Below are 24,575 nucleotides of genomic sequence, written 5' to 3' on the forward strand. Positions count from 1 at the left end.
GCTCAATTCAACGCATCAAACTTAAAGTCAGATACATCAGCTTCCGTCTTCCATCAGCCTTCGCCAACGAAAACGCCGCCAACATATCCCTTCCAGTCTCTACTTTATAACCCATATTCTCTTGTCAATGACCACCCCAGCCGCCCCGAAACTTCCGCTCCAGCGCCGCCGGTGAATGGGCTTATACGCACCCACCCCCATACGGTCAACACGATTCCCGAAACTTTCTCAAAGTTTCTTCACATAAACCCCAAAAACCCCAGAAAACCGCCACCCAACCCCAAAAACACAACCCCCGGCGAATCACCCCACCAAAAAGAATCGACAACAGAAAAAAGACCGCCCCCTGCGGGGCGGCCTTCCATCACGCCATTCAGCTCTGGGCTGCCGAATGTCCATTTATGAGCAGTCCCTGATCATTGGCCGAGACGGTCACCTCATCTCCGTCATGGATGGTCCCTTCCAGCAGGAGACCGGCCAGAGGGTTCTGCAACTCACGCTGGATCACCCTCTTCAGCGGACGGGCACCATAGACCGGATCATACCCAGCCTCGGCCATCCACTCCCGTGCCTTCTCATCCAGAGACAGGGTGATCTTGCGATCAGCCAGAAGATGCCGCAGGCGGCCCAGCTGAATCTCCACGATCTGGCCCATGTCCGCCCGCTGGAGACGGGAGAAGAGAATGATCTCGTCCAGACGGTTCAGGAATTCCGGCCGGAAATGCGCCCGGACAACCTCCATCACCTCATTCCGCACGGCCTCGGTTGAGTCGCCATCCTTCTGATGCGCCAGAACCTCGGAACCGAGATTGCTGGTCAGTACAATGATCGTATTGCGGAAATCCACCACACGACCCTGCCCGTCCGTCAGGCGGCCATCATCCAGCACCTGAAGCAGGATGTTGAAGACATCCTCATGCGCCTTCTCCACCTCATCAAAGAGGATGACCTGATAGGGACGACGCCGAACGGCCTCGGTCAGCACGCCACCCTCATCGTAACCGACATACCCCGGAGGGGCACCGATCAGACGGGAGACGGAGTGCTTCTCCATGAACTCGCTCATGTCGATCCGCAGCAGGGCACGTTCATCATCAAAGAGGAACTGCGCCAGCGTCTTGGCAAGCTCGGTCTTGCCCACACCGGTCGGACCAAGGAACAGGAAGGAACCGATCGGGCGGTTGGGATCCTGCAACCCGGCACGGGCACGGCGCACGGCATTGGACACGGCCACCAGAGCCGATTCCTGCCCCACGACACGCTCACGCAGCACGGACTCCATCCGCATGAGCTTGGAACGCTCACCTTCCAGCATCCGGTCCACCGGCACGCCGGTCCAGCGGGACACGACAGCGGCGATTCCCTGATCCGTCACGGTATCAGCGAACAGCGTATTGCCATCAGACTGGGCTTCTGCCTGCTGGGCCTGTTCGATCTGACGTTCCAGCTCCGGAATACGGCTGTACATCAGCTCGGATGCCCGCTGGAGATTTCCCTGGCGCTGCGCCACCTCAACCTCGGACCGGGCGTGGTCAAGCTCTTCCTTGTATTTCTGCACGGCATTCATGCGGTCTTTCTCCGCATGCCAGGCCGCACTCATCGCATCAGACTTCTCCTGAAGGTCAGCCAGTTCAGCTTCCAGAGCTTCCAGACGCTCACGGGAGGCCGTGTCATCCTCCTTGCGGATGGCCTCACGCTCGATCTTCAGCTGGATGATGCGGCGGTCCAGCTCATCCAGAGCCTCAGGCTTGCTGTCGATCTGCATCCGCAGGCGGCTGGCGGCTTCGTCAATCAGATCGATGGCCTTGTCCGGCAGGAAGCGGTCCGTGATATACCGGTTGGACAGGGTCGCTGCGGAAACCAGTGCATTGTCGGTGATCCGCACCCCATGATGCAGCTCGTACTTCTCCTTGATCCCACGCAGGATGGAGATCGTGTCCGCAACGGACGGCTCACCCACAAAGACCGGCTGGAAGCGGCGGGCCAGCGCAGCGTCCTTCTCGATATATTTGCGGTACTCATCCAGAGTCGTGGCGCCAAGGCAGTGCAGCACACCCCGGGCCAGTTCCGGCTTGATGAGATTGGACGCATCCATCGCCCCGCTGGAACGCCCTGCGCCAACGAGCGTATGCATCTCATCGATGAAGAGGATGATCTGCCCCTCGGCACTCTCAATCTCCTTGAGGACAGCCTTCAGGCGTTCCTCAAACTCACCCTGATATTTCGCACCGGCAATCAGTGCCCCCATGTCGAGAGAAAGCAGCTTCTTGTTGCGCAGAGCCTCCGGCACATCGCCATTGACGATACGCAGGGCCAGCCCCTCCACGATGGCGGTCTTGCCAACACCGGGTTCACCAATCAGCACGGGATTGTTCTTGCTGCGGCGTGCCAGAACCTGAATGGCCCGGCGGATTTCCTCGTCACGCCCGATGACCGGGTCCAGCTTGCCTTCCTGCGCCTGAGCCGTCACGTCACGGGCATATTTCTTCAGCGCATCAAAATTGTTTTCTGCCGAGGCCGAATCCACGGTCCGCCCTTTGCGGACGGTCGCAATCGCCTTTTCCAGAGCCTGAGCAGACGCCCCGCCCTGCCGCAGGGCCTCACCGGCCGGTGTCCTGCTGGCCGCAATGCCTGCCAGCAGACGGTCCTGCGCCACGAAACTGTCACCAGCCGCCTTGGCAGCCGCCTCCGCACCATCCAGCACCCGCACGAAATCAGGCGTCGGCTGGGGCTGGGACGCTCCGCTGCCCTGCACAGCCGGCAGTTTGGCCAGGGCCGCATCATTGGCCTGCCGGACGACCTTCGGGTCCCCGCCTGCGGCACGGATCAACCCTGTCGCCGCTCCCTGCTCGTCATCCAGCAGGGCCTTGAGCAGATGCTCCGGCGTCAGCTGCTGGTGATAGTCTCGCAGGGCAATGGTCTGGGCAGCCTGAATGAACCCCTGGCTCCGCTCCGTAAATTTCTGAATATCCATGATATTTGCCTCTCCTTCTCGCCCCATCCTTGGCAGCGATGACTGTTCAGCCTGCCCCGATATGGCGACAGACCGTGCCTAAAATTTAGGCACGATCACATCGGTTTCAAGAGGGCGTTTCTGGATTCACCCACAAAAACGCCTGTCTGCAAGGAGATTCCGGGACCTTTCAGACTGGTAAAGTCTGAGACCAAAACAGAAGGCAGGCAATAGAAAGGCAGCCCCGCAGAAACCTTATGCCTCCCCCACTGAAGCCGTAAGTGAGGACGGTTCCAGCCCTACACTCTCCAGCGCACGCTGCCATTTTGTGGAGGGATCCGCTCCAAAGACAATATCTTCATCAGCCGGAACAACATACCAGGCATTGCCATGGAGAATCTCTTCTTCAAGCTGCCCGGCGGCCCATGCGGTATGGCCAAGCAGCAGCATGGCCTGCCGTGGCCCCCGGCCTGCCGCCAGCTCCCGGATCATCTCGATGCTGGCACTGACTTCTGCCACGGACGGCTCATCCGGCAGGACGGTCATGCGGCTGCCTGTCCTGCCACGCCCAAGGCCTCCACCTTCCGGCGAATGGAGAACAAAACCCCGCCCCGGCTCCACCGGCCCGCCAACACCCACACCAAAAAGACGCTGCGGCGGGTTGGGCGATACATCCAGATGGCGCAGCAACGCACTGATGTCCGGGTGGGTCAGCCGACGATTGACAATCATCCCCATGGCTCCATCCTCGGCGGAATGGGCGCAGAGATAGATGACCGTCTGGGCAAATTCGGTCCCTGCCAGAACAGGGGTGGCAACCAGCAAACGGCCCGTCAATGTCTCGATCGGCTCAAGAATCGGCATGAACACCTCTTACAAACAGGGGATGCGTCCAGCATAACAGAAGATAGTTCTGTTTTTCATTCTTCATACACGGAGTTCCCACAATGACCCAGCCACAGACCATCCTCGTGACGGGCGCCACATCCGGGTTCGGCAGAAGCATCGCCACACGGCTGGTCCGGGAGGGGCACCGTGTCATCGCCACGGGGCGCCGGAGTGAACGGCTGAGCAACCTGCATGAGACACTCGGCACCAGCCTCCTCCCCCTCACACTGGACATGAGCGACCGGGACGCCCTGCGCGCCCTGCCCGAAACCCTGCCAGAGGGCTGGCGCCATGTGGATGTTCTCATCAACAATGCCGGGCTGGCACTGGGCGTCACACCCGCACAGGACTCCAGCGTGGATGACTGGGAAACCATGATCGACACAAACATCTCCGGCCTCGTGGAGATCACCCACGCCCTGCTCCCCGGCATGATAGAACGGGAGCGCGGTTACATCCTCTCCATCGGCAGTACGGCGGGTCATTACGCCTATCGGGGCGGGAATGTCTATGGGGCGACGAAAGCCTTCGTCTCCCAGTTCATGAAGAATCTGCGGACCGACCTGCTGGGCACGCCACTGCGTGTCACGACCATCGAACCCGGCCTTGTGGGTGGCAGTGAGTTCAGCAACGTACGGCTGCGTGATGATGCAAAGGCACGGGCCGTCTATGAAAACACCACACCACTGATGCCTGCCGATATTGCAGAAACCGTCTCATGGCTGATTGGCCTACCGACCCACATGAACGTGAACCATCTGGAGATCATGCCTGTCTGTCAGGCATCTGGCGGGCTGGCCGTCATGAAAAAGGAGGGGTAACCCCCTCCCTCTCCACTTCAACGGCGATGGAATCAGCTCCGGCGGCGGGTGGATTTCTCGCCGCTGCGGGCCGGGCCGGAACGACGTTTGAAGGATGACGGGCCACGGCCCCCTTCCCGACCTTCACGCCCCTCACGACGTCCCCCGCCACCGGGGCCACCAAAACGCCCTTTCGGTGCACCAAAGCGACGCCCACCCGGCGGGCCACCACGACCCCGGCGGGGACCGGCCCCACCGGCAGGAGCCTCGGCTGGCTCAATGGTCACCTCGTCCTGCTCTGCTCCTGCCCGACAGGCATTGAAGCGGGCCAGCTTTTCATCAGAAATCTGGAAGAGCGTGTCATCCTGCTGGATGCAGATATTGCCAATATCCCGCTTCTGCACGCCACCAAGACGGCAGATGAGCGGAATCAGCCACTTTGGATCGGCCTTTTCACTACGCCCTACGCCAAGGCGGAACCACGAACCAGCCATCTCATACCCACGTCCCCCTTCACGGGCAGCACCACGGGCTGGTGGCTCGACAGACACAGGACGGATATCTTCCACACGGGGCAGATGCGCCTTGTGGAACCCTACCAGAGCCCGGGCCAGCTGCGTGGCATCGAAACGTTCTGTCAGCTTGGCCACGATCTCTTCCGGCACGGCAACGGAGGCTTCCCCGGTCAGGATCGGATCTTCCAGCAGACGCTGTGCATCCTGCTCGGCAATGGCCTCTGCCGTTGGTACCGGCTCCCACTCAGCCTTCACACGGGCCTGCGCCAGAACACGCTCCGCCTTGCGCCGCTGGTTGAATGGTACCATCAGCACGCTCACGCCCTTGCGCCCTGCACGACCTGTCCGGCCGGAACGATGCAGGAACGTGTCGGAAGAAGACGGCACACTGGCATGGACAACCAGGCCGAGGGCCGGGACATCAATGCCACGGGCCGCCACATCGGTGGCCACGCAGACACGGGCCGCACCGGAGCGCAGGCTCTCGATGGCACGAGACCGCTCATTCTGCCCCATCTCACCGGAAATGGCGACGGAGGCAAAGCCCCGCTCCAGCAGGGCTGCCTGAACCTGATTCACCAGCAGGCGGGTGTTGCAGAACACCATGGCTGTCTGGCTTTCATAATACCGCAGCACGTTGACAAGCGACCGCTCCACTTCCTGCGGGGCCGTCACCACGCAGCGATGGGTGATGTCGGCATGCTGCTTCTGGCCGGAGACCGTATCAATCCGCTTGGCGTCCTGCTGATAGCGCCGTGCCAGAGAGGCGATTTCCCGAGCGATGGTAGCGGAAAACAGCAGGGTGCGGCGTTCCTTCGGGGATGCATCCAGCAGCTGTTCCAGCTCCTCACGGAAGCCCATGTCCAGCATCTCGTCAGCTTCATCCAGCACAACGGCACGCAGGCCCGTCAGGTCCAGCTTGCCACGGGAGAGATGGTCACACAGACGGCCCGGCGTACCAACCACGATATGAGCACCACGCTCCAGAGAGCGGGCCTCACGGCGGGCATCGGTCCCACCGATGCAGCTGGCGATACGGGCCCCGGTCTCGGCATAAAGCCATGAAAGTTCTGTCTGAACCTGCATGGCAAGCTCACGGGTCGGGGCAATCACCAGCGCCAGCGGGGAGCGGGTCGGGGCCATCCTGTCCCCTTCCGTCAGCAGATCGGTCGCAAAGGCGAGACCAAAGGCCACTGTCTTGCCAGAGCCCGTCTGCGCAGAGACGAGCAGATCACGCCCTTCCAGCCCCGGCTCCAGCACGGCCTCCTGTACAGGCGTTGGCTGTTCATAGCCACGTGCAGCCAAAGCACGGGTCAGGGCGGGATGGGTATCGGGAAAAGGCATCGTCAACGAACACTCGGTCATACACATGCTGCCACGAACCAGTTTGTGGCAGCCAGAAAAACGGTGAATACCCCTTTCTGCCCTGCAAGGCCAGAGACGATCCACCACCATATTGAAAAGCTGGATTACAGCTCAACCTGCCACAGGACGGCGGCCAATGACAGCCCGAACCGTATCCTGCCATGCTGTAAGGTCTTCCGGCGGGACAACCTCACCGGTATCCAGCTCCGCAAAACCGGCCCGCTGCATGAGGGCACTGGTGAAACGGACCCGGTCTTCCGGCTCCAGCGCCTGCCAGATGGCCACGGCCTTGGCCGGTACGAATCTGTCGGAAAAACTGATGATCAGCGGCGCACCGGGCCGCAGAACACGGAACAGCTCTTCGATGACCTGCTGCGGCTTTGTCAGATAGGCCAGCCCATCACAAAGGAGAGCTCCATCAAAACTCGCCTCATCAAACGGCAGGACAGGCGTGCTGTTGAGGTCCTGTTCCACAGCGCTGCTCAGGGCCTGATTGGCCTTGAGAGCCGCCTTGCTGACATCCAGCCCGATGAATTCCTGAAAGGTGGCATCCTCCGGCAGATGGCTCATGGCCCCGCACATCAGGTCCAGCGTCCGCCCCCCCACGGGCAGGGCGGTACGGTAAAGGGCAGTAATGGCCGTGCGAGCTCCCATATCCATCAGGGAATCCAGCTCCTGCCGGGCCCAGAAAGCCTCATCCGGCTCTGAAGATGCCTGTGTGAATGCTTTTTCGTGTAGGCCCTGCACGCCTTCCCCTTTTCGGCTTGTTCCTTGCTGTCGTCTCTTAATATAGGGCAGCTGGATTCCTGAACAATGCCTGCCCCGGCAGGAAAAACAGACCGGCAGCAGGAAGGCTTCATTTTACCCCGGCCGTGCAACATTATAGAAAGAGGCGGTTTCATCACGTCTCAGAGGGGCATCATGGGCGTTTCCTTCACGAAAATGCATGGGTTGGGGAATGATTTTGTCATTCTGGATGGCAGAACGACACCACTATCCCCCTCCACCACACTCATCAGCCGCCTCTGCGACCGCCGCACGGGCATCGGCTGCGACCAGCTTGTGACACTTTCCGCCCCAACACGGGATGGTGCGGACGTGCGGGTCCGCTTCTTCAACCCGGACGGCTCAGAGGCCGGCGCCTGCGGCAATGCCTCCCGCTGCGTTGCGGCCCTGCTGGGCGGCAGCCCAACCCTTCAGACACAGAATGGCCTGCTCCCCACATCGCAGAAAAACGGGCTGATTTCCGTCCTCATGGGCACGCCCCACCTGGACTGGCAGACCATCCCTCTCGCCCGGGAATGCGACACGGCCCGTCTCCCCCTTCACGACGGAGCAGCCTGCTCCATGGGCAATCCCCATCTCACACTGTTCCGCTCCATTGAGGATGCCGCCGCTCTGGGACCAGTTCTGGAAACCGATCCCCTCTTCCCGGAACGGGCCAATATCGGCTTTGCGGAAATTCTCTCCCCCACCCACATCCGCCTGCGGGTCTGGGAGCGGGGTGCCGGGCTGACCCTTGCCTGCGGATCAGGCGCCTGCGCAGCGGTCGTCAATGCAGCACGGCGTGGCCTTGTGGAACGGACATGCCGTGTCACCATGGAATGTGGCTCCCTGACCATCACATGGCAGGATGATGGCTCCGTCCTGATGACCGGCCCGGCCCAGACCGTTTTCACCGGCACGCTGGATGAGAGCTGGCTGGAAAAAGGACAGACCACCACACCATGAGCGTCACCCTTCTCACCTTCGGCTGCCGCCTGAACGCCCATGAAAGCGATGCCATGGAGCATCTGGCCCGCCTGGGGCAGATGCGGGACGAAGAGACCATCATCGTCAATACCTGCACGGTGACGGCAGAGGCCGAGCGGCAGGCCCGCCAGACCATCCGCCGTGCACACCGGGAAAATCCGGCAGCCCGCATCATCGTGACAGGCTGCGCCTCCGAGCGGGCCGCAGATGCATGGGCTGCCCTGCCCGGTGTCAGCCGGGTGATTCCCAATACGGAAAAGACGCTCCCTGCCACATGGGGCCTGCCTGATGAGGCAGGGCAGGCTCCCCCACCATCCCGCTACATCCGGGCCCTTCTCCAGGTTCAGCAGGGCTGCGACAATGACTGCACATTCTGCGTCATTCCGGCGGGCCGGGGGCAGTCCACCTCCATGCCTCCCGGGGAGATCATCCCCAAGGCCCGGGCTCTTGCAGAAGCGGGACATTGTGAAATTGTCCTGACAGGCGTGGACATTGCCTCATGGCAGCAGAAGGATATGGGGCTGGGCCAGCTCTGCCGCCATCTGCTGGATGAAGTGCCGGAAATTGCCCGCCTGCGTCTCTCCTCCATCGACCCCATGATTCTCACGCCAGATACAGGGGACAAGGCCCTCTGGGACCTGATCGCTGATGAGCCCCGCTTCATGCCGCATCTGCATCTTTCCCTTCAGGCGGGCTCCGACCTGATCCTGAAACGCATGAAACGCCGCCATAATACAGCTGACGTAGCCGGACTGATCGCACAGGTCCGCCATCTGCGGCCTGATACCGGCTTCGGAGCTGATGTGATTGCCGGCTTCCCCACCGAGACGGATGCCCTCTTTCAGGAAACGTACGATTTTCTGGCAGAGCAGGCCATTCCCTTCCTCCATGTCTTCCCTTACAGCGAACGCCCCGGAACACCGGCAGCCCGTATGCCCGCCATGCCGAAAGCCACAAGGCAGGAACGGGCCGCCAGACTGCGGGCACTGGGCCAGACCATACGGGACCGTTTCCTGAACCGCTTTGTCGGGCAGGAAAAAACCGTCCTCATGGAAAGCCCGACAACCGGCCATACACCCGAATTTGCCGCCTTCACACTTCCGCAAGCGCAACCATCCCACCGGGGACGGCTGGAGCGCATCCGCATCACAGCTGTGCAGGATGGTATGCTCATGGCAGAAATCCCCTGAACAGGGCTTGACGGCTCCCCCCTTCTCACACCAATTCGACAGTCATGGCTGGATTTTTTTCTCGACTCAAACAGGGTCTGTCCCGTTCAAGCGCACGCCTCAATGCGGTGTTTGTCAAACGGCAACTTGATGATGAAACGCTGGAAGAGCTTGAAGACGAGCTGATCGCTGCCGATCTCGGTCCTGCCGTGGCCGGACGGATCATCGAACAGTTCCGTGAGAAGAGCTTCGGGGAGCACATCACCCCGGAGGAAATCCGCCAGACACTGGCCGCCGAGATTTCCCGGGTTCTGGAACCCGTAGCCCAGCCTTTCAAACTGGACGACAGCAAGAAACCGCATGTCGTTCTGGTGGTGGGCGTCAATGGTGTGGGCAAGACCACGACCATCGGCAAGATCGCCCATCAGTATCACCAGCAGGGCAGGTCCGTCATGATGGTGGCGGGCGATACCTTCCGGGCGGCAGCAGTCGAACAGCTCCAGATATGGGGGGAGCGCACAGGCTCCCCGGTCATCGCCGGCAAACCGGGCGGCGATGCCGCCGGACTGGCCTATGACGGACTGAAACGGGCCACGGAGGAAAAGGCCGATCTGCTCCTCGTGGACACGGCGGGCCGCCTGCATAACCGACAGGCCCTGATGGATGAACTGGCCAAGATCATCCGTGTGATGCAGAAATTCGACCCCTCTGCGCCCCATAGCGTCCTGCTGGTGCTGGATGCCACAACCGGGCAGAATGCCATTGAGCAGGTGCGGGTCTTCCGGGAGCTTGTGAATGTCAGTGGACTGGTCGTGACCAAGCTGGATGGTTCCGCCCGTGGTGGAATCGTGGTGGCTCTGGCCGAACAGTTCAAACTGCCTGTCCACCTTGTCGGCGTTGGCGAACAGGCCGAGGATTTACGGCCATTCTCTGCCGAAGATTATTCCCGTGGGCTGGTCGGCGACGCCAAAACGGCGTAACCTGTCCCCGTCACGATATGACCATCTGCCCAGAAGGAGGCATTTTCTCATGTTCAGAGCACTTTTGAGATTTGCGGTCGAAACAGTCATGACTGTCGTTGTCGGAAAGGTTTTGAAGAAACTGCTGGACAGGCTGTTTCCCGACAACAAGGCCTGAACGGCTGTCAGGCTCTCCTCAACAGGACATCAGACAGAAAAGGGAGTGCCCAGAAACTGGACACTCCTTTTTTTATCTCTTCCCGCCTGAAGAAAGCTGTCATTCGATCAAAATAAAAAGGCCAGCCTCTACAGGGCTGGCCTTCATCCAACATGACCTGACGACTGATCAGCCCTCGAAAGGGTCCGTCACAAGGATGGTGTCCTCACGTTCCGGGCTGGTGGACAGCAGGGTGACCGGCGTGCCGATCAGCTCCTCAATGCGGCGGACATACTTGATGGCCTGCGCCGGCAGTTCTGCCCAGGAACGGGCACCACCGGTTGTCTCATTCCAGCCCGGCATGGTCTCCAGAATGGGCTTCACACGGGCCTGGGCCCCCGGTGCGGAGGGGAAACTGTCAATCTTCTGGCCGTCCAGCTCATAACCGACGCAGATGGACACTTCCTTCATGCCATCCAGAATGTCCAGCTTCGTCAGGGCCACGCCACTCACGCCACCAACACGCACGGCTCGGCGGACCATGGCCGCATCGAACCAGCCACAGCGGCGGGGACGGCCCGTTACGGTCCCGAACTCACGCCCACGTTCGGCCATGCCCTTTCCGACCTCATCAAACAGCTCGGAAGGGAAAGGCCCTTCACCAACACGGGTTGTGTAAGCCTTGGCAATGCCCAGCACGAACCCGACGGATTTCGGGCTCATGCCGCTGCCGGAAGCCGCAATGGCCGCCACCGTGTTGGAGCTTGTCACGAAAGGATAGGTCCCGTGGTCCACATCCAGCATGACAGCCTGTGCCCCCTCGAAGAGGATACGCTTGCCAGCCCGGTCCGCCTCGGCCAGACGGTCCCACGCACAGCAGGCATAGGGCAGGAGACGGGGCGTGATCTCCTTCAGGAAGTCCAGAATCTGCTGCTTGGTGAAGGTTTCCGCTCCCAGACCGGCCAGAAGCGTGTTGTGGTGGAGCAGCAGCTCGTCGATCTTCCAGTCCAGCGTTTCAGGCTCGGACAGATCGCAGATGCGGATGGCCCGGCGGGCCACCTTGTCCTCATAGGCCGGACCAATGCCACGGCCTGTCGTGCCGATCTTGTGGTTGCCACGGGCAACCTCACGGGCACGGTCCAGCGCACCATGCAGGGGCAGGATGAGAGGGGCCGTCTCGGCGATCCAGAGCGTTTCCGGCGTGACGGTCAGTCCCTGTTCCGTCACACGGTCGATCTCGCTCATCAGGGCCTTGGGGTCCACCACCACGCCATTGCCGATGACGCCAATCTTCCCGCCAACCAGACCGGAAGGAAGCAGGGAAAGCTTGTAGACCTGATCGTTCACGACCAGCGTATGGCCGGCATTGTGCCCGCCCTGAAAGCGGACAACGATATCGGCCCGGCTGGCCAGCCAGTCAACGATCTTGCCTTTACCCTCATCGCCCCACTGGGTTCCGATTACGGTAACATTGGCCATAAGAATGTCTTCCCTCAACGTCTCACGATGGCGGCCCCTGCCTGCACCTCAGCGTGCCAGTACGACGGGTTTTCCATCTTTCCAGATATGGCTGCACCGCAGATGATGCGCCTCCTGCTCCATCTCGCCTGATTCCCCAAGCGATGCGATCGTGGCATAGCCTGCCTCATGCAGGCTGGACAAGTCTTTCTGCGCCATTACGGGCGGAACGAGGCAGCGCTGCCGCCGCTTCGGCTTTTCCGCAACCCGCAAAAAGGCATGGGGGTTGAGGGTCAGCCCGCAGGCGGGCTCCTCCCCGGCCAGATAGCGGCCGCCACGTCCCAGCTCCTCACGGGAATGCATGGCAAAAACCGTCACGCAGACCCCCGTATGGTACCGCCAGCCCCGGAAATCCACCGGGTCCACTGTCAGGCGGGCATCCGGCAGACGGGTCAGAATCGCCGCCACATCAGCCTTCAGCCGTTCGACATGAGGTTTCAGCATGTCGGGGAAGTCCAGCATCGCCAGCTTTTCCAGAGCGATGGCGGCAGGGCCAACAGCCGCCATCATGCCCAGAAGAAGCTCCGCCCACGGGCCGCCACAGTCCCGCACGGCGGCTGCATCCCGCCTGTCCAGAGCATGAATGATGCTGTCCCGCTCGACGCCAGAGAAACTGTCCTCAATCAGGCTCCAGATCATGACAGGCATGGAAAGGTCGAAGGACACATTGGCAATACCCAGACGGGCCAGAGCCTCTGCTCCGAGGGCGATCACCTCGGCATCCGCCTCGGCCCTGTCCGGGCCAATCAGCTCAATCCCGGCCTGCGATATCTGCCGCTGTCCCTCACGACCGAGCGTGCCGATCACCACACAATCCCCCGCATAGGAGAGACGCAGCGGGCGGGGACTATCCTGCATCCGCACCGCAGCAATGCGGGCAATCTGGGTCGTCATGTCCGGCCGCAGGGCCATCATCCGATGAGAGGACGGGTCCAGCAGACGGAAACTCTGCTCCGCCAGGGCTTCACCGGCCCCGCTCAGCAGGGAGCCTTCAAACTCCAGCAGAGGCGGACGGACACGCTCATACCCATGGCACGAAAACACGTCCATCACTTCAGCAAGGCCACGGGCCTCTGCCTCTGCCTCGGCAGGGAGAAGGTCCACGAACCCCATCGGCAGCAGGGCGGGACTGGATGTCTCGGGACCGTTGATCATGACGCAGCAAACTTCTCTTCAATACGGGCAAAAGCCCAGTCCAGCCAGGGCAGAAGGGCCTCAATATCCTCGGCTTCCACCGTGGCTCCGCCCCAGATGCGCAGACCGGCGGGCGCATCACGATAACCGGCCAGATCGTATCCGGCCTTTTCCTCCTCCAGCAGACCCGTCATGGTCTTGATGACCTTGGACCGTGCCGCATCATCCAGTGCCTCGAACCACGGAGCGATGATCTTCAGGCAGATGGAGGTGCAGGACCGTGTCTCTTTCTTCTCACTGAGGAAAGCTACCCAGTCACGAGCCGCTACCCAGCGTTCCACGACGGACAGATTCTTGCGGGAACGGGCCTTCAGGGCCTCCAGTCCACCAACGGACTCAGCCCAGCGCAGACCATCCAGCGCATCCTCCACGCAAAGCATGGACGGCGTGTTGATGGTGTCCCCCCGGAAGATGGCCTCATTCAGCCCTTTTTTATTGGTCAGGCGGAAAATCTTGGGCAGCGGCCTCTGGCTGCCTTCTTCCAGCCGCCGGACCGCCTTCGGGCTGAGGGCCACCATGCCATGAGCTGCCTCACCGCCCAGGGCCTTCTGCCAGGACCATGTGACGACATCCAGCCGGTCCCACGGCAGGTCCATCGCAAAGGCCGCCGAGGTGGCATCACAGATCACGAGGCCATTATGCTGCGCCGGAACGCTCTCCACGGAGGGGATGCAGACACCTGATGTCGTGCCATTCCATGTCAGCACCACATCACGGGACCAGTCGATCTGCGCCATGTCAGGCAGCTCGCCATAGGGAGCCTCCAGAACACGCAGGTCTTCCAGCTTCAGGATGTCCTTCAGGTCCTGCGCCCACGTGCCAGAAAAGCTCTCAAAGGACAGGACATCCATGCCACGCTGGCCTGCCAGTGCCCAGAGAATCATCTCCACGGCCCCCGTGTCGGAGGCCGGCACGATGCCGACCTGCCAGTCCTCCGGTATGCCCAGCAGGGCCGCCGACCGGGTGATGACCTCATGGAGCCGTGCCCGTCCCTCTGCCGCACGATGGGACCGCCCGAGGAAGGCCCCCTTCAGGGCCTCTGGTGTCCAGCCCGGACGTTTGACACATGGGCCGGATGAAAAATAGGGCCGCTGAGGACGGTGTGAAGGCTTGGCTGCGGTCATGATTGGCAGGTCATCCATGATTCAGAAGGCGCAAGAAACCATACGTCCCCACCACAGGCAGGCGACAGCGGCCCCTCACGGCAAACGGTTACTTTTTTCCTAGGTGTCACAGGCACCAGAAGGGGTCAAGCCAGCCCATCCAGGCCAGGCCGCCACATCACTCTACTGTCATGCCCTGTAAAAATGGTGCGAAAGAGGGGACTCGAACCCCTATGCCTTGCGGCGGTCGATTTTGAGCCGACTGCGTCTACCAGTTCCGCCACTCTCGCCCATGATCTGCCTGCGCCCCATGGGGCGCAGAAAACGTCCTGCTTATAAGATATCCCGGCACAAAGGGCCAGAGAGCGGCCCGAAAAAAAAATCGGATAGGCTGCCCGACCCTTCAGGTGATGTCCTGCCCACTCATCAACAGGATGTTACGCATGGCCGCACCAGAAGCCCCCTTGCCAAGATTGTCCAGAGACGCTGTCAGAAGGGCCTGCCCGCTATGGCCACTCACACGCAGCTCCATGTCATCCCGGCCCGCCATGGCTTCAGCCACCAGCTTCGGCTCGGACCCCACAACACGGATGGTTTTCGCATCCCTGTAGAACTCTCTGAGAACAGCCGTGACGTCCTCGATCATCGGTACACCGGGGAGAGATACCAGATGCAGCGGAATGGACACGATCATTCCCTGCGGGAAATGCCCGACAGACGGCACGAACAGCGGGTTGCGGGTCAGGCCGCTATACTGCGTCATTTCCGGCAGGTGCTTGTGCTGAAGGTTCAGGCCGTAGAGGAAAAAAGCCGGACCACCCGCCTCCTCCTGCTGCTCGATCATCGTGCGGCCACCACCGCTATAACCGGACACCGCATTGATGGAGACATGGGCATCCACCGGCAGCAGCCCCGCCTGAACCAGCGGGCGAAGCAGGGCAATGGCCCCTGTAGCATAACAGCCGGGATTACTGACGAACCGGGCCTTCCTGATCCGTTCCGGCTGGGTGGCATCCAGCTCCGGCAGGCCATAGACCCAGTCTGGATGCACACGATGGGCCGTGCTGGCATCCAAAAAACGGGTACCCGTATCCTGGCCAAGGGCCACGGCCTCACGGGCGGCATCGTCCGGCAGACACAACACGGTGATATCAGCCTGCGCCATGAGGGCACGACGGGCCTGCGGATCCTTCCGCTGGGCAGGATCGATGCTCAGCAGCTTCAGGTCATGACGATCCGCCACGGCCTCGACACGGCGGCGAATCCCCAGGCCCGTCGTGCCTGCCTCACCATCAATGAATATGTGCGTCGTCATCGTCCCGGCTTCCCTGTTGCCTGCCCCTGACCGGGGCGGTGCCATTCACCACTGGAACAGCATCCGCCTCTTTTCATACAGAAGCATGATGTGCCCGTCCCGCTCGAACTGGTCAAGCAGACTCATGCCGATGCTACCCAGCACGATGCGGGAAGGCCGGTTATCCTCACGGGCGACGGCAACGACACGCTCCACCCCCGCATCCAGAACAAAGGTGAGGGCCGTACCAGCGGCCTCACGGGCGATGCCACGCCCGGCAGCCCACGGGAACAGGGCAAAACGCAGGCCGATTCCCCGGCCATCGGGGCGTTCATGCACGCCCGTCATGCCGACAAAACGCCCCTCCTCAAAAATGGAAAAGATGCCGATGCCCCGCTCGGCCCAGAAAGCCACATCCTCGGCCATCTCGGCTTCCGCCCGGACACGGGTCCGCACACCACCCAGCATGGCCCCGAACGCCCCGACATCCGCTTTCAGCCGTGCCATGTCCTCCATGTCCGGCCAGTTGACCGGGCGGAGGATCAGGCGGGCTGTCCGCAGCTCATTGCCTAGCACAACATGCCGCCCGGACGGCGATCAGCGGGCGATGGGGCGGTAACGGATGCGGCTCGGCTCCGTGGAATCAGGCCCCAGACGGCGGCGTTTGTCTTCCTCGTACTGCTGGAAGTTGCCTTCGAACCACTCCACGTGGCTGTCCCCCTCAAAAGCGAGGATATGCGTGGCCAGACGGTCGAGGAACCAGCGGTCATGGCTGATGACCACGGCGCAGCCTGCGAAGGATTCCAGAGCATCCTCCAGCGCACGGAGCGTATCGACATCCAGATCGTTGGTCGGTTCGTCGAGCAGCAGGACGTTGTTGTCCTCCTTGAGCATCTTGGCCAGATGGACACGGTTGCGCTCACCACCGGAGAGGACGCCCAGACGCTTCTGCTGGTCCGGCCCCTTGAAGTTGAAAGCCCCGACATAGGCACGGGACGGCACGGCCCGCTTGCCCAGATGGATGACGTCCGTTCCGCCGGAGATTTCTTCCCAGACGGTCTTGCTGTCGTCCAGATCATTACGGGACTGGTCAACATAGCCCAGCTTGACCGTATCGCCGATCTTCAGGGAGCCTGAATCAGGCTGTTCCTGCCCGGTAATCATCTTGAAGAGTGTGGACTTGCCAGCACCATTCGGCCCGATGACCCCCACGATGCCACCCGGCGGCAGCTTGAAATTGAGATTGTCGATCAGCTGACGATCACCAAAGCCCTTGCAGAGATTCTCGGCCTCGATGACCGTCTGCCCCAGACGGGGACCGGGCGTGATGACGATGTCCGCCGTGCCTCCAGCAGCTTCCTGCCCGGCAGCCAGCATTTCCTCATAACGGGTGATACGGGCCTTGCTCTTGGCCTGGCGGGCCTTGGGCGAGCTGGCGATCCACTGCTGTTCCGCTGCGAGGGCACGCTGGCGGGAGCTTTCCTCTTTCTCTTCCTGAGCCAGCCGCTTGCGCTTCTGCTCCAGCCAGGACGAGTAATTGCCCTCGAACGGATAGCCACGGCCACGCTCGATCTCGAGAATCCAGTTGGTGACGTTGTCGAGGAAGTAACGGTCATGGGTAATGACCATCACGGTGCCCTTGTACTCACGCAGGGTCTTTTCGAGCCATGCCACGCTCTCGGCGTCCAGATGGTTGGTCGGCTCATCGAGCAGCAGGATGTCGGGCTTCTCCAGCAGCAGGCGGCACAGGGCCACACGGCGCTTCTCACCACCGGAGAGCTTGTCCACCGGGCTGTCCGCCGGAGGGCAGCGCAGCGCATCCAGAGCGATCTCCAGATGACGGTCCAGCTCCCAGCCATCCTCGGCATCAATCTTTTCCTGAAGCTCGGCCTGCTCGGCGAGAAGGTCGTTCATCTCCTCATCGGACATGGGCTCGGCAAACTTCATGGAGATTTCATTGAAACGCTCCACGGCCTTCTTCAGCGCACCGAAGCCCTGTGCAGCGTTCTCGCCCACGGTCAGGTTCGGGTCCAGCTGCGGCTCCTGCTCCAGATAGCCGATGCGGACACCTTCGGCAGCCCAGGCCTCACCGCCGAATTCTTTCTCGATTCCAGCCATGATCTTCAGCAGGGTGGACTTACCTGCGCCGTTCACCCCGAGGATACCGATCTTCACCCCCGGCAGGAAGGAGAGCGTGATCCCCTTGAACACCTCACGGCCGCCCGGATAGGACTTTGTGACGTCCTTCATGACATAGACATACTGATAGGCGGCCATGGAACGGTCTCCTCTAGAACACACGAACGAAAAGGCAGGAAGCAGGACTGTGCCCCCTCTCGCCCGGGGCGTTTCCCAACAAATACAGGCGGCTCCACATGCATGGAGGCGTCACCTGCGCCCGGCAGGACTCGAACCCGCAACCTAGCCGTTATGAGCGGCCAGCTCTAACCAATTGAGCTACAGGCGCACAGACATTTCGCCACATCGCTCATACGCAGTTTTTTTTCAAGCCCCTGCGGGGCAAAAACACGCCTGACAGGGCAAATAATGCGCTTTCTTTTTCCCGACTTCACCGCAGCAGAGAGGCCGCAGGCAATACACATATACAACACCGGGCATATTCATTAATAATGCGCCCATCACATCACCCACAGACACGGATGGAGCAGACGATGGACGTTACCAAGATTTCCCCCGGCAAGGATGTGCCGCATGACATCAACGTCGTGATCGAGATTCCACAGGGGTCCCAGGTCAAGTACGAAGTGGACAAGGACAGCGGCGCCATCTTCGTGGACCGTTTCCTCTTCACGCCGATGGCCTATCCGGCAGCCTATGGCTTCATCCCCAACACGCTGGCCGCTGATGGTGACCCGGTGGATGCGCTGGTCCTGACCCCGGCTGATGTCCTCCCCGGCAGTGTCATCCGCTCCCGCCCGATCGGCGTGCTGAAGATGGAAGATGAAAGCGGACAGGACGAAAAGCTGATCTGCGTACCGCATGACAAGATTCATCCGCAGTTCAGCAAGATCGACTCTCTCGACCAGCTGCCGGAAATCACGCTGAAGGCCATCGCCCACTTCTTCGAGCGTTACAAGGACCTCGAGCCCAACAAATGGGTGAAGGTTTCCGGCTGGGGCGACAAGGCCGAGGCTGGCAAGGTCATCGAAGCCGCCATTGCTGCGGCAAAGAAGTAATCTTTACTGCTGCTGGAAAGTCGGGCAGTCCCTTCGGGGACTGTCCGTTTTTTATGTCCATTCAGCAGGACCGGGAAAAACGGCAGACACAAAAAAACCACCTCACCCGATCCGGCAAAGTGGTTCTTCCGTCTTTCTGGAGCGGGCGAAGGGATTCGAACCCTCGACCCCAACCTTGGCAAGGTTGTGCTCTACCCCTGAGCTACGCCCGCATCACATTGTCACCAGCAGCTCTCCAGACCCTGAAATCTGGAGCGGGCGAAGGGATTCGAACCCTCGACCCCAACCTTGGCAAGGTTGTGCTCTACCCCTGAGCTACGCCCGCATGCTGTCGGTGGGAGGCTTATGCCTCAAAGAAGCTCCCGACGCAATCCCCCCCAACACATTTTTATTTTCCTTTTTTGAAGGTTCTGCCCCCCTTGCCTCCATGCCCTGTGGAAACAATTTTAACTGGAGCGATTGTGACAGACTCCACCGCCAGCTGACAGAGGTTGCCGACCATGACAGAAGCCCTTTTCCCCTCCAGCAGCCCCTCCCGAACCATGGAGGTGGACCAGTCAAACTTCATGGAACAGGTTGTCGAGGCCAGCAGGAACACGCCGGTTCTTGTGGAGTTCTGGGCGGCCTCATCCGCTTCCTGCAAAAAGCTCTCCCCCGTGCTGGAAAAACTCGTCCAGACCACGGAAGGCCGGGTGAAGCTGGTACGGCTGGATGTAACCGCCAACCGGCCGCTGGTCAGCCAGCTGGTGCAGATGGGCCTGCCCATACAGTCCATCCCGGTAGTGGTTGCCTTCTGGCAGGGGCAGGTACGGGACCTCCTGCAAGGTGTACAGCCGGAAAGCGGTATCCGGGCCTTCATTGAACAGCTCCTGAAGGACAGCGGACAGGCCATGCCCGTTGCCGAACAGCTGAAAATGGCTGACTCCGCCCTCAAAGAAGGTGAGCTGGCTGAGGCCACCAACCTCTATGCCGCCGTGCTGGAAAGTGAACCGGAGCATCCGGCAGGCTGGGCTGGGCTGATCCGCTGCATGATCGCCATGGATGACCCGGAAGGCGCAGAAGAAGCAGCCTCCCAGATTCCCGAATCCATTGGCGGGGAGCCCCTGATCACCAGCGCCCTGAGCAGCCTGAAGCTCTATCAGGAAGGCCGGGACAGTGCCGGAAGGATCGATGAAATCCGCCAGAAACTGGGGCAGTCCCCTGACGATGCCGCCCTTCAGACGGAGCTGGCCAAAGCACTGAATGGCACGGGCCAGCGGGAGGAAGCGGCCCAGCGCCTGCTGGACATCATCGCCCGGGACAGGGAAGGAGCCGGACAGGCTGCCAGGGCCGAACTTCTGAAATTTTTTGAAGCCTGGGGCATGGCAGACCCCGCCACCCTGGCGGCACGGCGCAAACTGTCCTCCCTGTTATTCTCATGACCGGATGATCCGGCACAGACACGACCATATGCAGGGAAATGGTCCATCCATGATGCAGTCCCTGCCTGCCCCGCTGGAGGAGACGCCCCATGCCTGATGCCCACCACCCTGCCCATGACACACCCTGCGGCTCCAGACGCCGGATCCCCGTCCTGACAGACATGACACTGGCGGACCTGCCCCCCCGAATCGGCCTGCTGCCCCTGGGCAGTACGATTCTTCTGCCGCAGGGGCAGCTTCCCCTGACCATCTTTGAACCCCGCTACCTGACCCTTCTGGAAGACTGCCTCGCCCAGCATCGGCTCATCGGCATCATCCAGCCCTCCGAAACGGCCCGTTACGGCGACATGGCCCCTCCACTGGAGCATGTCGGCACCATAGGGCGGGTAACCTCCTTCATGGAGCAGGAAAGCGGGCAGTTCTTCATCACCCTTACAGGGGTCTGCCGCTTCCGCCTGCTACAGGACAGGCTGACTGACAGGGGCTGGCGGGAAGGGCGCATCAATGCCATGCCTTTCTCCCACGACCTGCTGGAGAACCCTTCCCTGAATCTCGACCGTGAAGATCTTTCCATCGTCCTGAAAAACTATGGCGAGCGCCATGCCATGGCCATCAACTGGGAAAATCTGAAGAAACTGGACGACAACACCCTGCTGACGATGCTGCCCATGCTGCTCCCCTTCTCCGCCGGGGTGAAACAGAAACTGCTGGAATGCCCGGACACGACGGAACGGGCCAGCCACCTTCTGGACGAACTGTCCCGCTAGGCGATGAGCATGCCATCATGTAAGGCTGGTTCCCTGTCTCAGGGTGCTTTCAGGTACCCTTCGCCCCCAACCGCATGGACTGAAAAATCATCATGACCCACACATCTCCATCCCCAGAACTGCTGGCCCGCCTCGTCTGCCCCGTCACGAAAGGCCCCGTGCATTACGACCCGGCCAGCAACAGCATCATCAGTCCCCGGGCCGGACTGGCCTTTCCCGTACGGGATGGCATCCCCGTCATGCTGCCGGAACAGGCCACGAAACTGGAGGACTGATTCCTACCCGTCCCTGACGGATCGCCAATCTATTTCTGCCTAGGTGCAGGAGCCCCGTAAGACGCCTCGGTATGGGTCTGTGCAGGGAAATGCGGCAGATCATCACCACCAGCGCTGCCACCTTCAGCCGTATGAACAGTCCGACCGGAAATTTCATCTGGCGTGGGCTGTATGGCCTGCACCATGGGCACCATCCCGCCTGAATAAGGCGGCATGGGATGATGAAGCTCCCGGAACGGTTTTCTGGGATAGGCCTCCGTCATGTCCGCTTTGGGCAGGTGCCGGACAGGGGCATCTTCTTCCGTCGCACAGCCTGCCATCAGGGTACAGCCCAGCAGACAGGGCCACAGGACCCGGCATACCGGACGGACAGACAGGACAGGGGGAAAAGGCAGCCTCATGACCTTCACCCTATAGCACTTCTGCCCAATTGACGAAGACCCACAGGCGTGAAAAGAACAGGCATGTTCAAAGGTACCCTTTCCACCCCTGCACGGCGGCTGCGCGCCTGGCATGACGCCCTGTTTGTGGACCATGCCATCTTCCGGCTGGTCTGGACAAATCTGGCCCCTGTCGTGCCGGGACGTGTCTGGCGCAGCAACCATCCCACACCGGGCCGACTGCACCGCTGGCGCAGGACATTGGGGCTTGTCATGGTCATCAACCTGCGGGGACACCGGCAATGTGGTGCCGATGCCCTGGGGCGGGAGGCCTGCCAGAGACTGGACCTCCCCTATCTCGACATGGCCTTCGAGAGCCGCAATGCCCCCCATAAGGACCGTATTCTCCGCTTCCATGAGCTCTATGAAAAAGCCCGGTTCCCCCTGCTGCTACATTGCAAGTCCGGAGCGGACAGGGCCGGGCTTGCCAGCGGACTGGTGATCCTCTTTGAAGGTGGAACGGCCGAAAATGCCCTGAAGCATCTGCACTGGCGCTTCCTGCATTTCCGTCGGTCCCGCACGGGAATTCTGGATGCCTTTTTCCAGCTCTACCAGAAAACGGCAGAAGGTCGTCTGCCTTTCATCGACTGGGTGAAACAGGAATATGACGAAGAAGCGCTACGGAACGCCTACAGGGCCGGGCGCTTCAGCGCCTTTCTCAACGATGCCATCCTGCGGCGAGAGTAGCCCTCTCCGCTTCCACCCCCCCTCATCTGGACCGTCTGGCCACATCCCGGATGAAATTCATGAGCTGCTGACGGATCTTCTCCTCCCGGATACTGTAATAGGCCTGTGCCAGTTCCATTGTTTCCGGCAACATGAGCAGCTCTATACCGCTCCCATTTTTCTCCTGGGGGGCCTCAGCCATTTTCTCCCCGCCCCCATCATCCTTCTGGAAGGGAGCCTGTTCTTCCTGAAGATTCCCCGGTCCTGCTGCGGGACTGGCGAAACCATCCAGCTCGTCAAAAAAGAAACCTACCGGCACTTCAAGAACCTGGGCCAGCTCATACAGACGACCCGCCCCGACGCGGTTTGCCCCACGCTCATATTTCTGAACCTGCTGAAAAGTGATACCAAGTGCCTTGGCCAGTTTTTCCTGTGAAAATTTCCGCAGCCCCCGAAGAAGCCGGATACGTTTGCCAACATGTGCATCGACAAACGACGCTAGTTCTGTCATCAATCACGAACCTCAATAAAAATCAGGTCAAAAGGTTTCTACTCTTCATCGATAGTGGTTAACAATAAATTATATTTTCAATTTTTTCAGGCTACACCGATCTGCCCTTTTCATAAAACCACCGCCCGACGAGAGCGGCCCCCACAAACAGCAGAGACATCAGCGCCGGTATCCAGCGCCCCAGCAAAGCAAAAAATGTTTTTGCTTCCGGTCCCGGAAGAGGGCGTACAAGCACCTGTTCCCTGCCCCATTCCGTTCGCCCAACTTCCCTGCCACGGGCATCATAAATGGCAGACACACCACGGTTATTGACAAAAACAACCGGCAACCCTTCTTCCACGGCACGCAGCCGCCCTGTTGCCAGATGCTGCCTCGGCCCGGCACTGTTGCCATACCAGGCATCGTTGGAGATCGTCAGCAGCCAGTCTGGCCGCTGCCCCGGTGCCACAACACCACCAGAAAACACGATCTCATAACAGACCATGGGACCGACACGACCAACCTGTGGCAGGTTCCAGGTTATCAACCCCGGGCCCGGCACCACCTCGGCCGGCAGCAGGTGGAAGGGCAGTATCCAGGGGTCATACTCTCCAAACGGAACCAGACGGCTTTTGTCATAAATGGCCTCTATGTGTCCATCCGGGGCCAGAGCCATCAGGCTATTGTACCAGCGATCCACACCGGCGGCACGCCTGTCCGACCCGAGCAATACCGGTGCCCCGGAGGCAGCGGCGGCAATAGCCTGCCTTGCCCAGCCTTCCTCCTCCAGAAGACCGGGGAAAGCAGATTCCGGCCAGACGACAACAGCCAGGCGTCCCGGCACCAGGCGCTGCGCATCTCTCACGCCCTGCGCTGTCAGCTCCAGATAAGACCGGAACTGTGAAACCGCATCATCCCGCCCCAGCACCTCATCTTCTGTCACGTTGCCCTGCACAACCACGACAGCCGGATTGACATGCCCCGGCAGAACGGCCTCATGCCCAGCACGCCATGCCCCCCAGCCACACCAGAGACCTGCACAGGCGACCACGGCCAGCAGCCCCCGCCGTCCCTGCCATACGGCCAGTGAAGCCAGCACCAGCAGAAGCGTCAGCCCATCCACACCGATCAGGGACGCTGGCTGAATGAGCCAATCCCCCAGCCATCCTGGGACTTCCAGCGCACTGCCCAGAGGATTCCAAGGGAAACCGGAAAAATAGAAAACCCGGGCCATGTCGGCCAACGTCCAGCTCCCGGCGAACATCGCCACACGTGGCCAGCCCGGCGGTACGGAGCGACAGAACAGGGCCGGAACCATCACGAGAGGTGCAATGAGCAACGCGACACCAGGCGCTGCAAAAGGCACCACCCACCAGAACTCATGCACCCGGGTCAGAATTGCATTGGTCAGCCAGTAAAGACCCGCCGTATGATACCCCATCCCGAAAAGGAATCCCCACAGGGCAGCCTGACGGCGCCCCGGTGCGGCACAGACAGCCTTGTAGAACAGCCCCAATGCCAAAGGCAGAATCGGAGAAAAACAGAGCGGTGGCAGAGCCAACGCTGCCACCGCCCCCAGAACCAACATGAAGACGGCGCCGCGCCACCCTCCCTGCTGTGGAAGGGAGCACAATGCCTTCACCACCATGAAA

The 24,575-nt window shown here is 60.9% G+C and carries 22 protein-coding genes and 4 tRNA genes; 9 read left to right on the forward strand and 17 right to left on the reverse strand.

Annotated features, from left to right (window positions below; all coding sequences use genetic code 11):
* Positions 1-373: 373 nt before the first annotated feature.
* Positions 374-2,974 carry an ATP-dependent chaperone ClpB gene (gene clpB, locus J8Z04_RS00005; protein ID WP_192848737.1) on the reverse strand — a complete coding sequence of 867 codons (2,601 nt, stop codon included), beginning with the start codon at positions 2,972-2,974 and terminating at the stop codon, positions 374-376.
* Positions 2,975-3,208: 234 nt separating this feature from the next.
* Positions 3,209-3,817, reverse strand: a complete 609-nt coding sequence (locus J8Z04_RS00010) for a YqgE/AlgH family protein (protein WP_192848736.1) — start codon at positions 3,815-3,817, stop codon at positions 3,209-3,211.
* Positions 3,818-3,900: 83 nt separating this feature from the next.
* Between J8Z04_RS00010 and J8Z04_RS00015 the strand changes: the two genes are divergently transcribed.
* A complete protein-coding gene (locus J8Z04_RS00015; RefSeq protein WP_154981022.1) occupies positions 3,901-4,662 on the forward strand; it encodes an SDR family NAD(P)-dependent oxidoreductase in 762 nt (253 codons plus the stop codon).
* 32 nt (positions 4,663-4,694) lie between these two features.
* Here the strand turns inward: J8Z04_RS00015 and J8Z04_RS00020 are convergent, their stop codons facing one another.
* Positions 4,695-6,500: a DEAD/DEAH box helicase gene (locus tag J8Z04_RS00020; protein WP_192848762.1), complete on the reverse strand. Its 1,806-nt coding sequence runs from the start codon at positions 6,498-6,500 to the stop codon at positions 4,695-4,697.
* A 132-nt stretch (positions 6,501-6,632) separates the two neighbouring features.
* Positions 6,633-7,268 carry a class I SAM-dependent methyltransferase gene (locus J8Z04_RS00025; protein ID WP_227449724.1) on the reverse strand — a complete coding sequence of 212 codons (636 nt, stop codon included), beginning with the start codon at positions 7,266-7,268 and terminating at the stop codon, positions 6,633-6,635.
* Positions 7,269-7,442: 174 nt separating this feature from the next.
* On the opposite strand from J8Z04_RS00025, the gene dapF reads away from it, so the two are divergent.
* Genes dapF through ftsY form a run of 3 tightly spaced genes read left to right on the forward strand, consistent with a single transcriptional unit; the run spans position 7,443 to position 10,422 of the window.
* Positions 7,443-8,252, forward strand: coding sequence for a diaminopimelate epimerase (dapF, locus tag J8Z04_RS00030; protein WP_043559290.1), 810 nt, complete (start codon positions 7,443-7,445; stop codon positions 8,250-8,252).
* Positions 8,249-9,463, forward strand: a complete 1,215-nt coding sequence (locus J8Z04_RS00035; protein WP_043558866.1) for a MiaB/RimO family radical SAM methylthiotransferase — start codon at positions 8,249-8,251, stop codon at positions 9,461-9,463. Before dapF ends, J8Z04_RS00035 begins: the two co-directional genes overlap by 4 nt.
* Positions 9,464-9,507: 44 nt before the next feature.
* The gene (gene ftsY / locus J8Z04_RS00040; RefSeq protein ID WP_086441939.1) at positions 9,508-10,422 is read left to right on the forward strand and encodes a signal recognition particle-docking protein FtsY; all 915 of its coding nucleotides are present in this window, start codon (positions 9,508-9,510) and stop codon (positions 10,420-10,422) included.
* 325 nt (positions 10,423-10,747) lie between these two features.
* On the opposite strand, the gene J8Z04_RS00045 is transcribed toward ftsY, so the two are convergent.
* From J8Z04_RS00045 to J8Z04_RS00080, 8 genes are all read right to left on the reverse strand, one after another.
* Positions 10,748-12,037 (reverse strand): adenylosuccinate synthase, encoded by a 1,290-nt coding sequence (locus J8Z04_RS00045; protein WP_043558873.1) that lies wholly within the window; start codon positions 12,035-12,037, stop codon positions 10,748-10,750.
* 48 nt (positions 12,038-12,085) lie between these two features.
* On the reverse strand, positions 12,086-13,231 hold the full coding sequence (locus J8Z04_RS00050; RefSeq protein WP_192848735.1) for an ATP phosphoribosyltransferase regulatory subunit: 1,146 nt from the start codon (positions 13,229-13,231) through the stop codon (positions 12,086-12,088).
* Positions 13,228-14,394: a phosphoserine transaminase gene (locus J8Z04_RS00055; RefSeq protein WP_192848734.1), complete on the reverse strand. Its 1,167-nt coding sequence runs from the start codon at positions 14,392-14,394 to the stop codon at positions 13,228-13,230. Before J8Z04_RS00055 ends, J8Z04_RS00050 begins: the two co-directional genes overlap by 4 nt.
* Before the next feature lie 184 nt (positions 14,395-14,578).
* Positions 14,579-14,663 (reverse strand) — tRNA-Leu (locus J8Z04_RS00060).
* Positions 14,664-14,776: 113 nt separating this feature from the next.
* Positions 14,777-15,688: an N-acetyl-gamma-glutamyl-phosphate reductase gene (gene argC / locus J8Z04_RS00065; protein ID WP_043559298.1), complete on the reverse strand. Its 912-nt coding sequence runs from the start codon at positions 15,686-15,688 to the stop codon at positions 14,777-14,779.
* 45 nt (positions 15,689-15,733) lie between these two features.
* Positions 15,734-16,243: a GNAT family N-acetyltransferase gene (locus J8Z04_RS00070; protein ID WP_043558880.1), complete on the reverse strand. Its 510-nt coding sequence runs from the start codon at positions 16,241-16,243 to the stop codon at positions 15,734-15,736.
* A gap of 21 nt (positions 16,244-16,264) precedes the next feature.
* Positions 16,265-17,944, reverse strand: a complete 1,680-nt coding sequence (gene ettA, locus J8Z04_RS00075; protein WP_043558883.1) for an energy-dependent translational throttle protein EttA — start codon at positions 17,942-17,944, stop codon at positions 16,265-16,267.
* 116 nt (positions 17,945-18,060) lie between these two features.
* Positions 18,061-18,134, reverse strand: a tRNA-Ile gene (locus tag J8Z04_RS00080).
* 205 nt (positions 18,135-18,339) lie between these two features.
* Here J8Z04_RS00080 and ppa point away from each other — a divergent pair.
* On the forward strand, positions 18,340-18,864 hold the full coding sequence (ppa, locus tag J8Z04_RS00085; RefSeq protein WP_043559301.1) for an inorganic diphosphatase: 525 nt from the start codon (positions 18,340-18,342) through the stop codon (positions 18,862-18,864).
* 137 nt (positions 18,865-19,001) lie between these two features.
* Here the strand turns inward: ppa and J8Z04_RS00090 are convergent.
* Positions 19,002-19,076: transfer RNA gene (locus J8Z04_RS00090), tRNA-Gly, on the reverse strand.
* Between the two features lie 38 nt (positions 19,077-19,114).
* Positions 19,115-19,189 (reverse strand) — tRNA-Gly (locus J8Z04_RS00095).
* A 175-nt stretch (positions 19,190-19,364) separates the two neighbouring features.
* Here J8Z04_RS00095 and J8Z04_RS00100 point away from each other — a divergent pair.
* From J8Z04_RS00100 to J8Z04_RS00110, 3 genes are all read left to right on the forward strand, one after another.
* Entirely contained in the window at positions 19,365-20,285 is a 921-nt protein-coding gene (locus J8Z04_RS00100; RefSeq protein WP_086431542.1) for a tetratricopeptide repeat protein, read from the forward strand.
* A gap of 89 nt (positions 20,286-20,374) precedes the next feature.
* On the forward strand, positions 20,375-21,052 hold the full coding sequence (locus J8Z04_RS00105) for an LON peptidase substrate-binding domain-containing protein (RefSeq protein ID WP_043558892.1): 678 nt from the start codon (positions 20,375-20,377) through the stop codon (positions 21,050-21,052).
* Between the two features lie 92 nt (positions 21,053-21,144).
* A complete protein-coding gene (locus tag J8Z04_RS00110) occupies positions 21,145-21,327 on the forward strand; it encodes a Trm112 family protein (protein ID WP_043558894.1) in 183 nt (60 codons plus the stop codon).
* Between the two features lie 29 nt (positions 21,328-21,356).
* On the opposite strand, the gene J8Z04_RS00115 is transcribed toward J8Z04_RS00110, so the two are convergent.
* Positions 21,357-21,728: a hypothetical protein gene (locus tag J8Z04_RS00115; RefSeq protein ID WP_192848733.1), complete on the reverse strand. Its 372-nt coding sequence runs from the start codon at positions 21,726-21,728 to the stop codon at positions 21,357-21,359.
* 63 nt (positions 21,729-21,791) lie between these two features.
* On the opposite strand from J8Z04_RS00115, the gene J8Z04_RS00120 reads away from it, so the two are divergent.
* Positions 21,792-22,454: a protein-tyrosine phosphatase family protein gene (locus J8Z04_RS00120; protein ID WP_043558901.1), complete on the forward strand. Its 663-nt coding sequence runs from the start codon at positions 21,792-21,794 to the stop codon at positions 22,452-22,454.
* 22 nt (positions 22,455-22,476) lie between these two features.
* Here J8Z04_RS00120 and J8Z04_RS00125 read toward each other — a convergent pair whose 3' ends face one another.
* Together J8Z04_RS00125 and lnt are read right to left on the reverse strand one after the other, a co-directional pair.
* On the reverse strand, positions 22,477-22,944 hold the full coding sequence (locus J8Z04_RS00125; RefSeq protein ID WP_043558903.1) for a helix-turn-helix domain-containing protein: 468 nt from the start codon (positions 22,942-22,944) through the stop codon (positions 22,477-22,479).
* A gap of 91 nt (positions 22,945-23,035) precedes the next feature.
* Positions 23,036-24,511 (reverse strand): apolipoprotein N-acyltransferase, encoded by a 1,476-nt coding sequence (lnt, locus tag J8Z04_RS00130; RefSeq protein WP_332067213.1) that lies wholly within the window; start codon positions 24,509-24,511, stop codon positions 23,036-23,038.
* Positions 24,512-24,575 lie beyond the last annotated feature (64 nt).

Source organism: Bombella apis, from assembly GCF_018221685.1.
Lineage (GTDB): Bacteria > Pseudomonadota > Alphaproteobacteria > Acetobacterales > Acetobacteraceae > Bombella > Bombella apis.

Excerpts from the sequence above, each read along its gene's own strand:
- J8Z04_RS00115 (WP_192848733.1), bottom strand. The coding sequence starts at position 21,728 with ATGAGGCTGCCTTTTCCCCCTGTCCTGTCTGTCCGTCCGGTATGCCGG.
- J8Z04_RS00055 (WP_192848734.1), bottom strand. The coding sequence starts at position 14,394 with ATGACCGCAGCCAAGCCTTCACACCGTCCTCAGCGGCCCTATTTTTCA.
- J8Z04_RS00120 (WP_043558901.1), top strand. The coding sequence starts at position 21,792 with ATGTTCAAAGGTACCCTTTCCACCCCTGCACGGCGGCTGCGCGCCTGG.
- J8Z04_RS00125 (WP_043558903.1), bottom strand. The coding sequence starts at position 22,944 with ATGACAGAACTAGCGTCGTTTGTCGATGCACATGTTGGCAAACGTATC.
- J8Z04_RS00105 (WP_043558892.1), top strand. The coding sequence starts at position 20,375 with ATGCCTGATGCCCACCACCCTGCCCATGACACACCCTGCGGCTCCAGA.
- J8Z04_RS00015 (WP_154981022.1), top strand. The coding sequence starts at position 3,901 with ATGACCCAGCCACAGACCATCCTCGTGACGGGCGCCACATCCGGGTTC.
- ftsY (WP_086441939.1), top strand. The coding sequence starts at position 9,508 with ATGGCTGGATTTTTTTCTCGACTCAAACAGGGTCTGTCCCGTTCAAGC.
- clpB (WP_192848737.1), bottom strand. The coding sequence starts at position 2,974 with ATGGATATTCAGAAATTTACGGAGCGGAGCCAGGGGTTCATTCAGGCT.
- J8Z04_RS00035 (WP_043558866.1), top strand. The coding sequence starts at position 8,249 with ATGAGCGTCACCCTTCTCACCTTCGGCTGCCGCCTGAACGCCCATGAA.
- argC (WP_043559298.1), bottom strand. The coding sequence starts at position 15,688 with ATGACGACGCACATATTCATTGATGGTGAGGCAGGCACGACGGGCCTG.
- lnt (WP_332067213.1), bottom strand. The coding sequence starts at position 24,511 with ATGTTGGTTCTGGGGGCGGTGGCAGCGTTGGCTCTGCCACCGCTCTGT.
- J8Z04_RS00045 (WP_043558873.1), bottom strand. The coding sequence starts at position 12,037 with ATGGCCAATGTTACCGTAATCGGAACCCAGTGGGGCGATGAGGGTAAA.
- J8Z04_RS00020 (WP_192848762.1), bottom strand. The coding sequence starts at position 6,500 with ATGCCTTTTCCCGATACCCATCCCGCCCTGACCCGTGCTTTGGCTGCA.
- J8Z04_RS00010 (WP_192848736.1), bottom strand. The coding sequence starts at position 3,817 with ATGCCGATTCTTGAGCCGATCGAGACATTGACGGGCCGTTTGCTGGTT.
- ettA (WP_043558883.1), bottom strand. The coding sequence starts at position 17,944 with ATGGCCGCCTATCAGTATGTCTATGTCATGAAGGACGTCACAAAGTCC.
- dapF (WP_043559290.1), top strand. The coding sequence starts at position 7,443 with ATGGGCGTTTCCTTCACGAAAATGCATGGGTTGGGGAATGATTTTGTC.
- J8Z04_RS00100 (WP_086431542.1), top strand. The coding sequence starts at position 19,365 with ATGACAGAAGCCCTTTTCCCCTCCAGCAGCCCCTCCCGAACCATGGAG.
- ppa (WP_043559301.1), top strand. The coding sequence starts at position 18,340 with ATGGACGTTACCAAGATTTCCCCCGGCAAGGATGTGCCGCATGACATC.
- J8Z04_RS00110 (WP_043558894.1), top strand. The coding sequence starts at position 21,145 with ATGACCCACACATCTCCATCCCCAGAACTGCTGGCCCGCCTCGTCTGC.
- J8Z04_RS00050 (WP_192848735.1), bottom strand. The coding sequence starts at position 13,231 with ATGATCAACGGTCCCGAGACATCCAGTCCCGCCCTGCTGCCGATGGGG.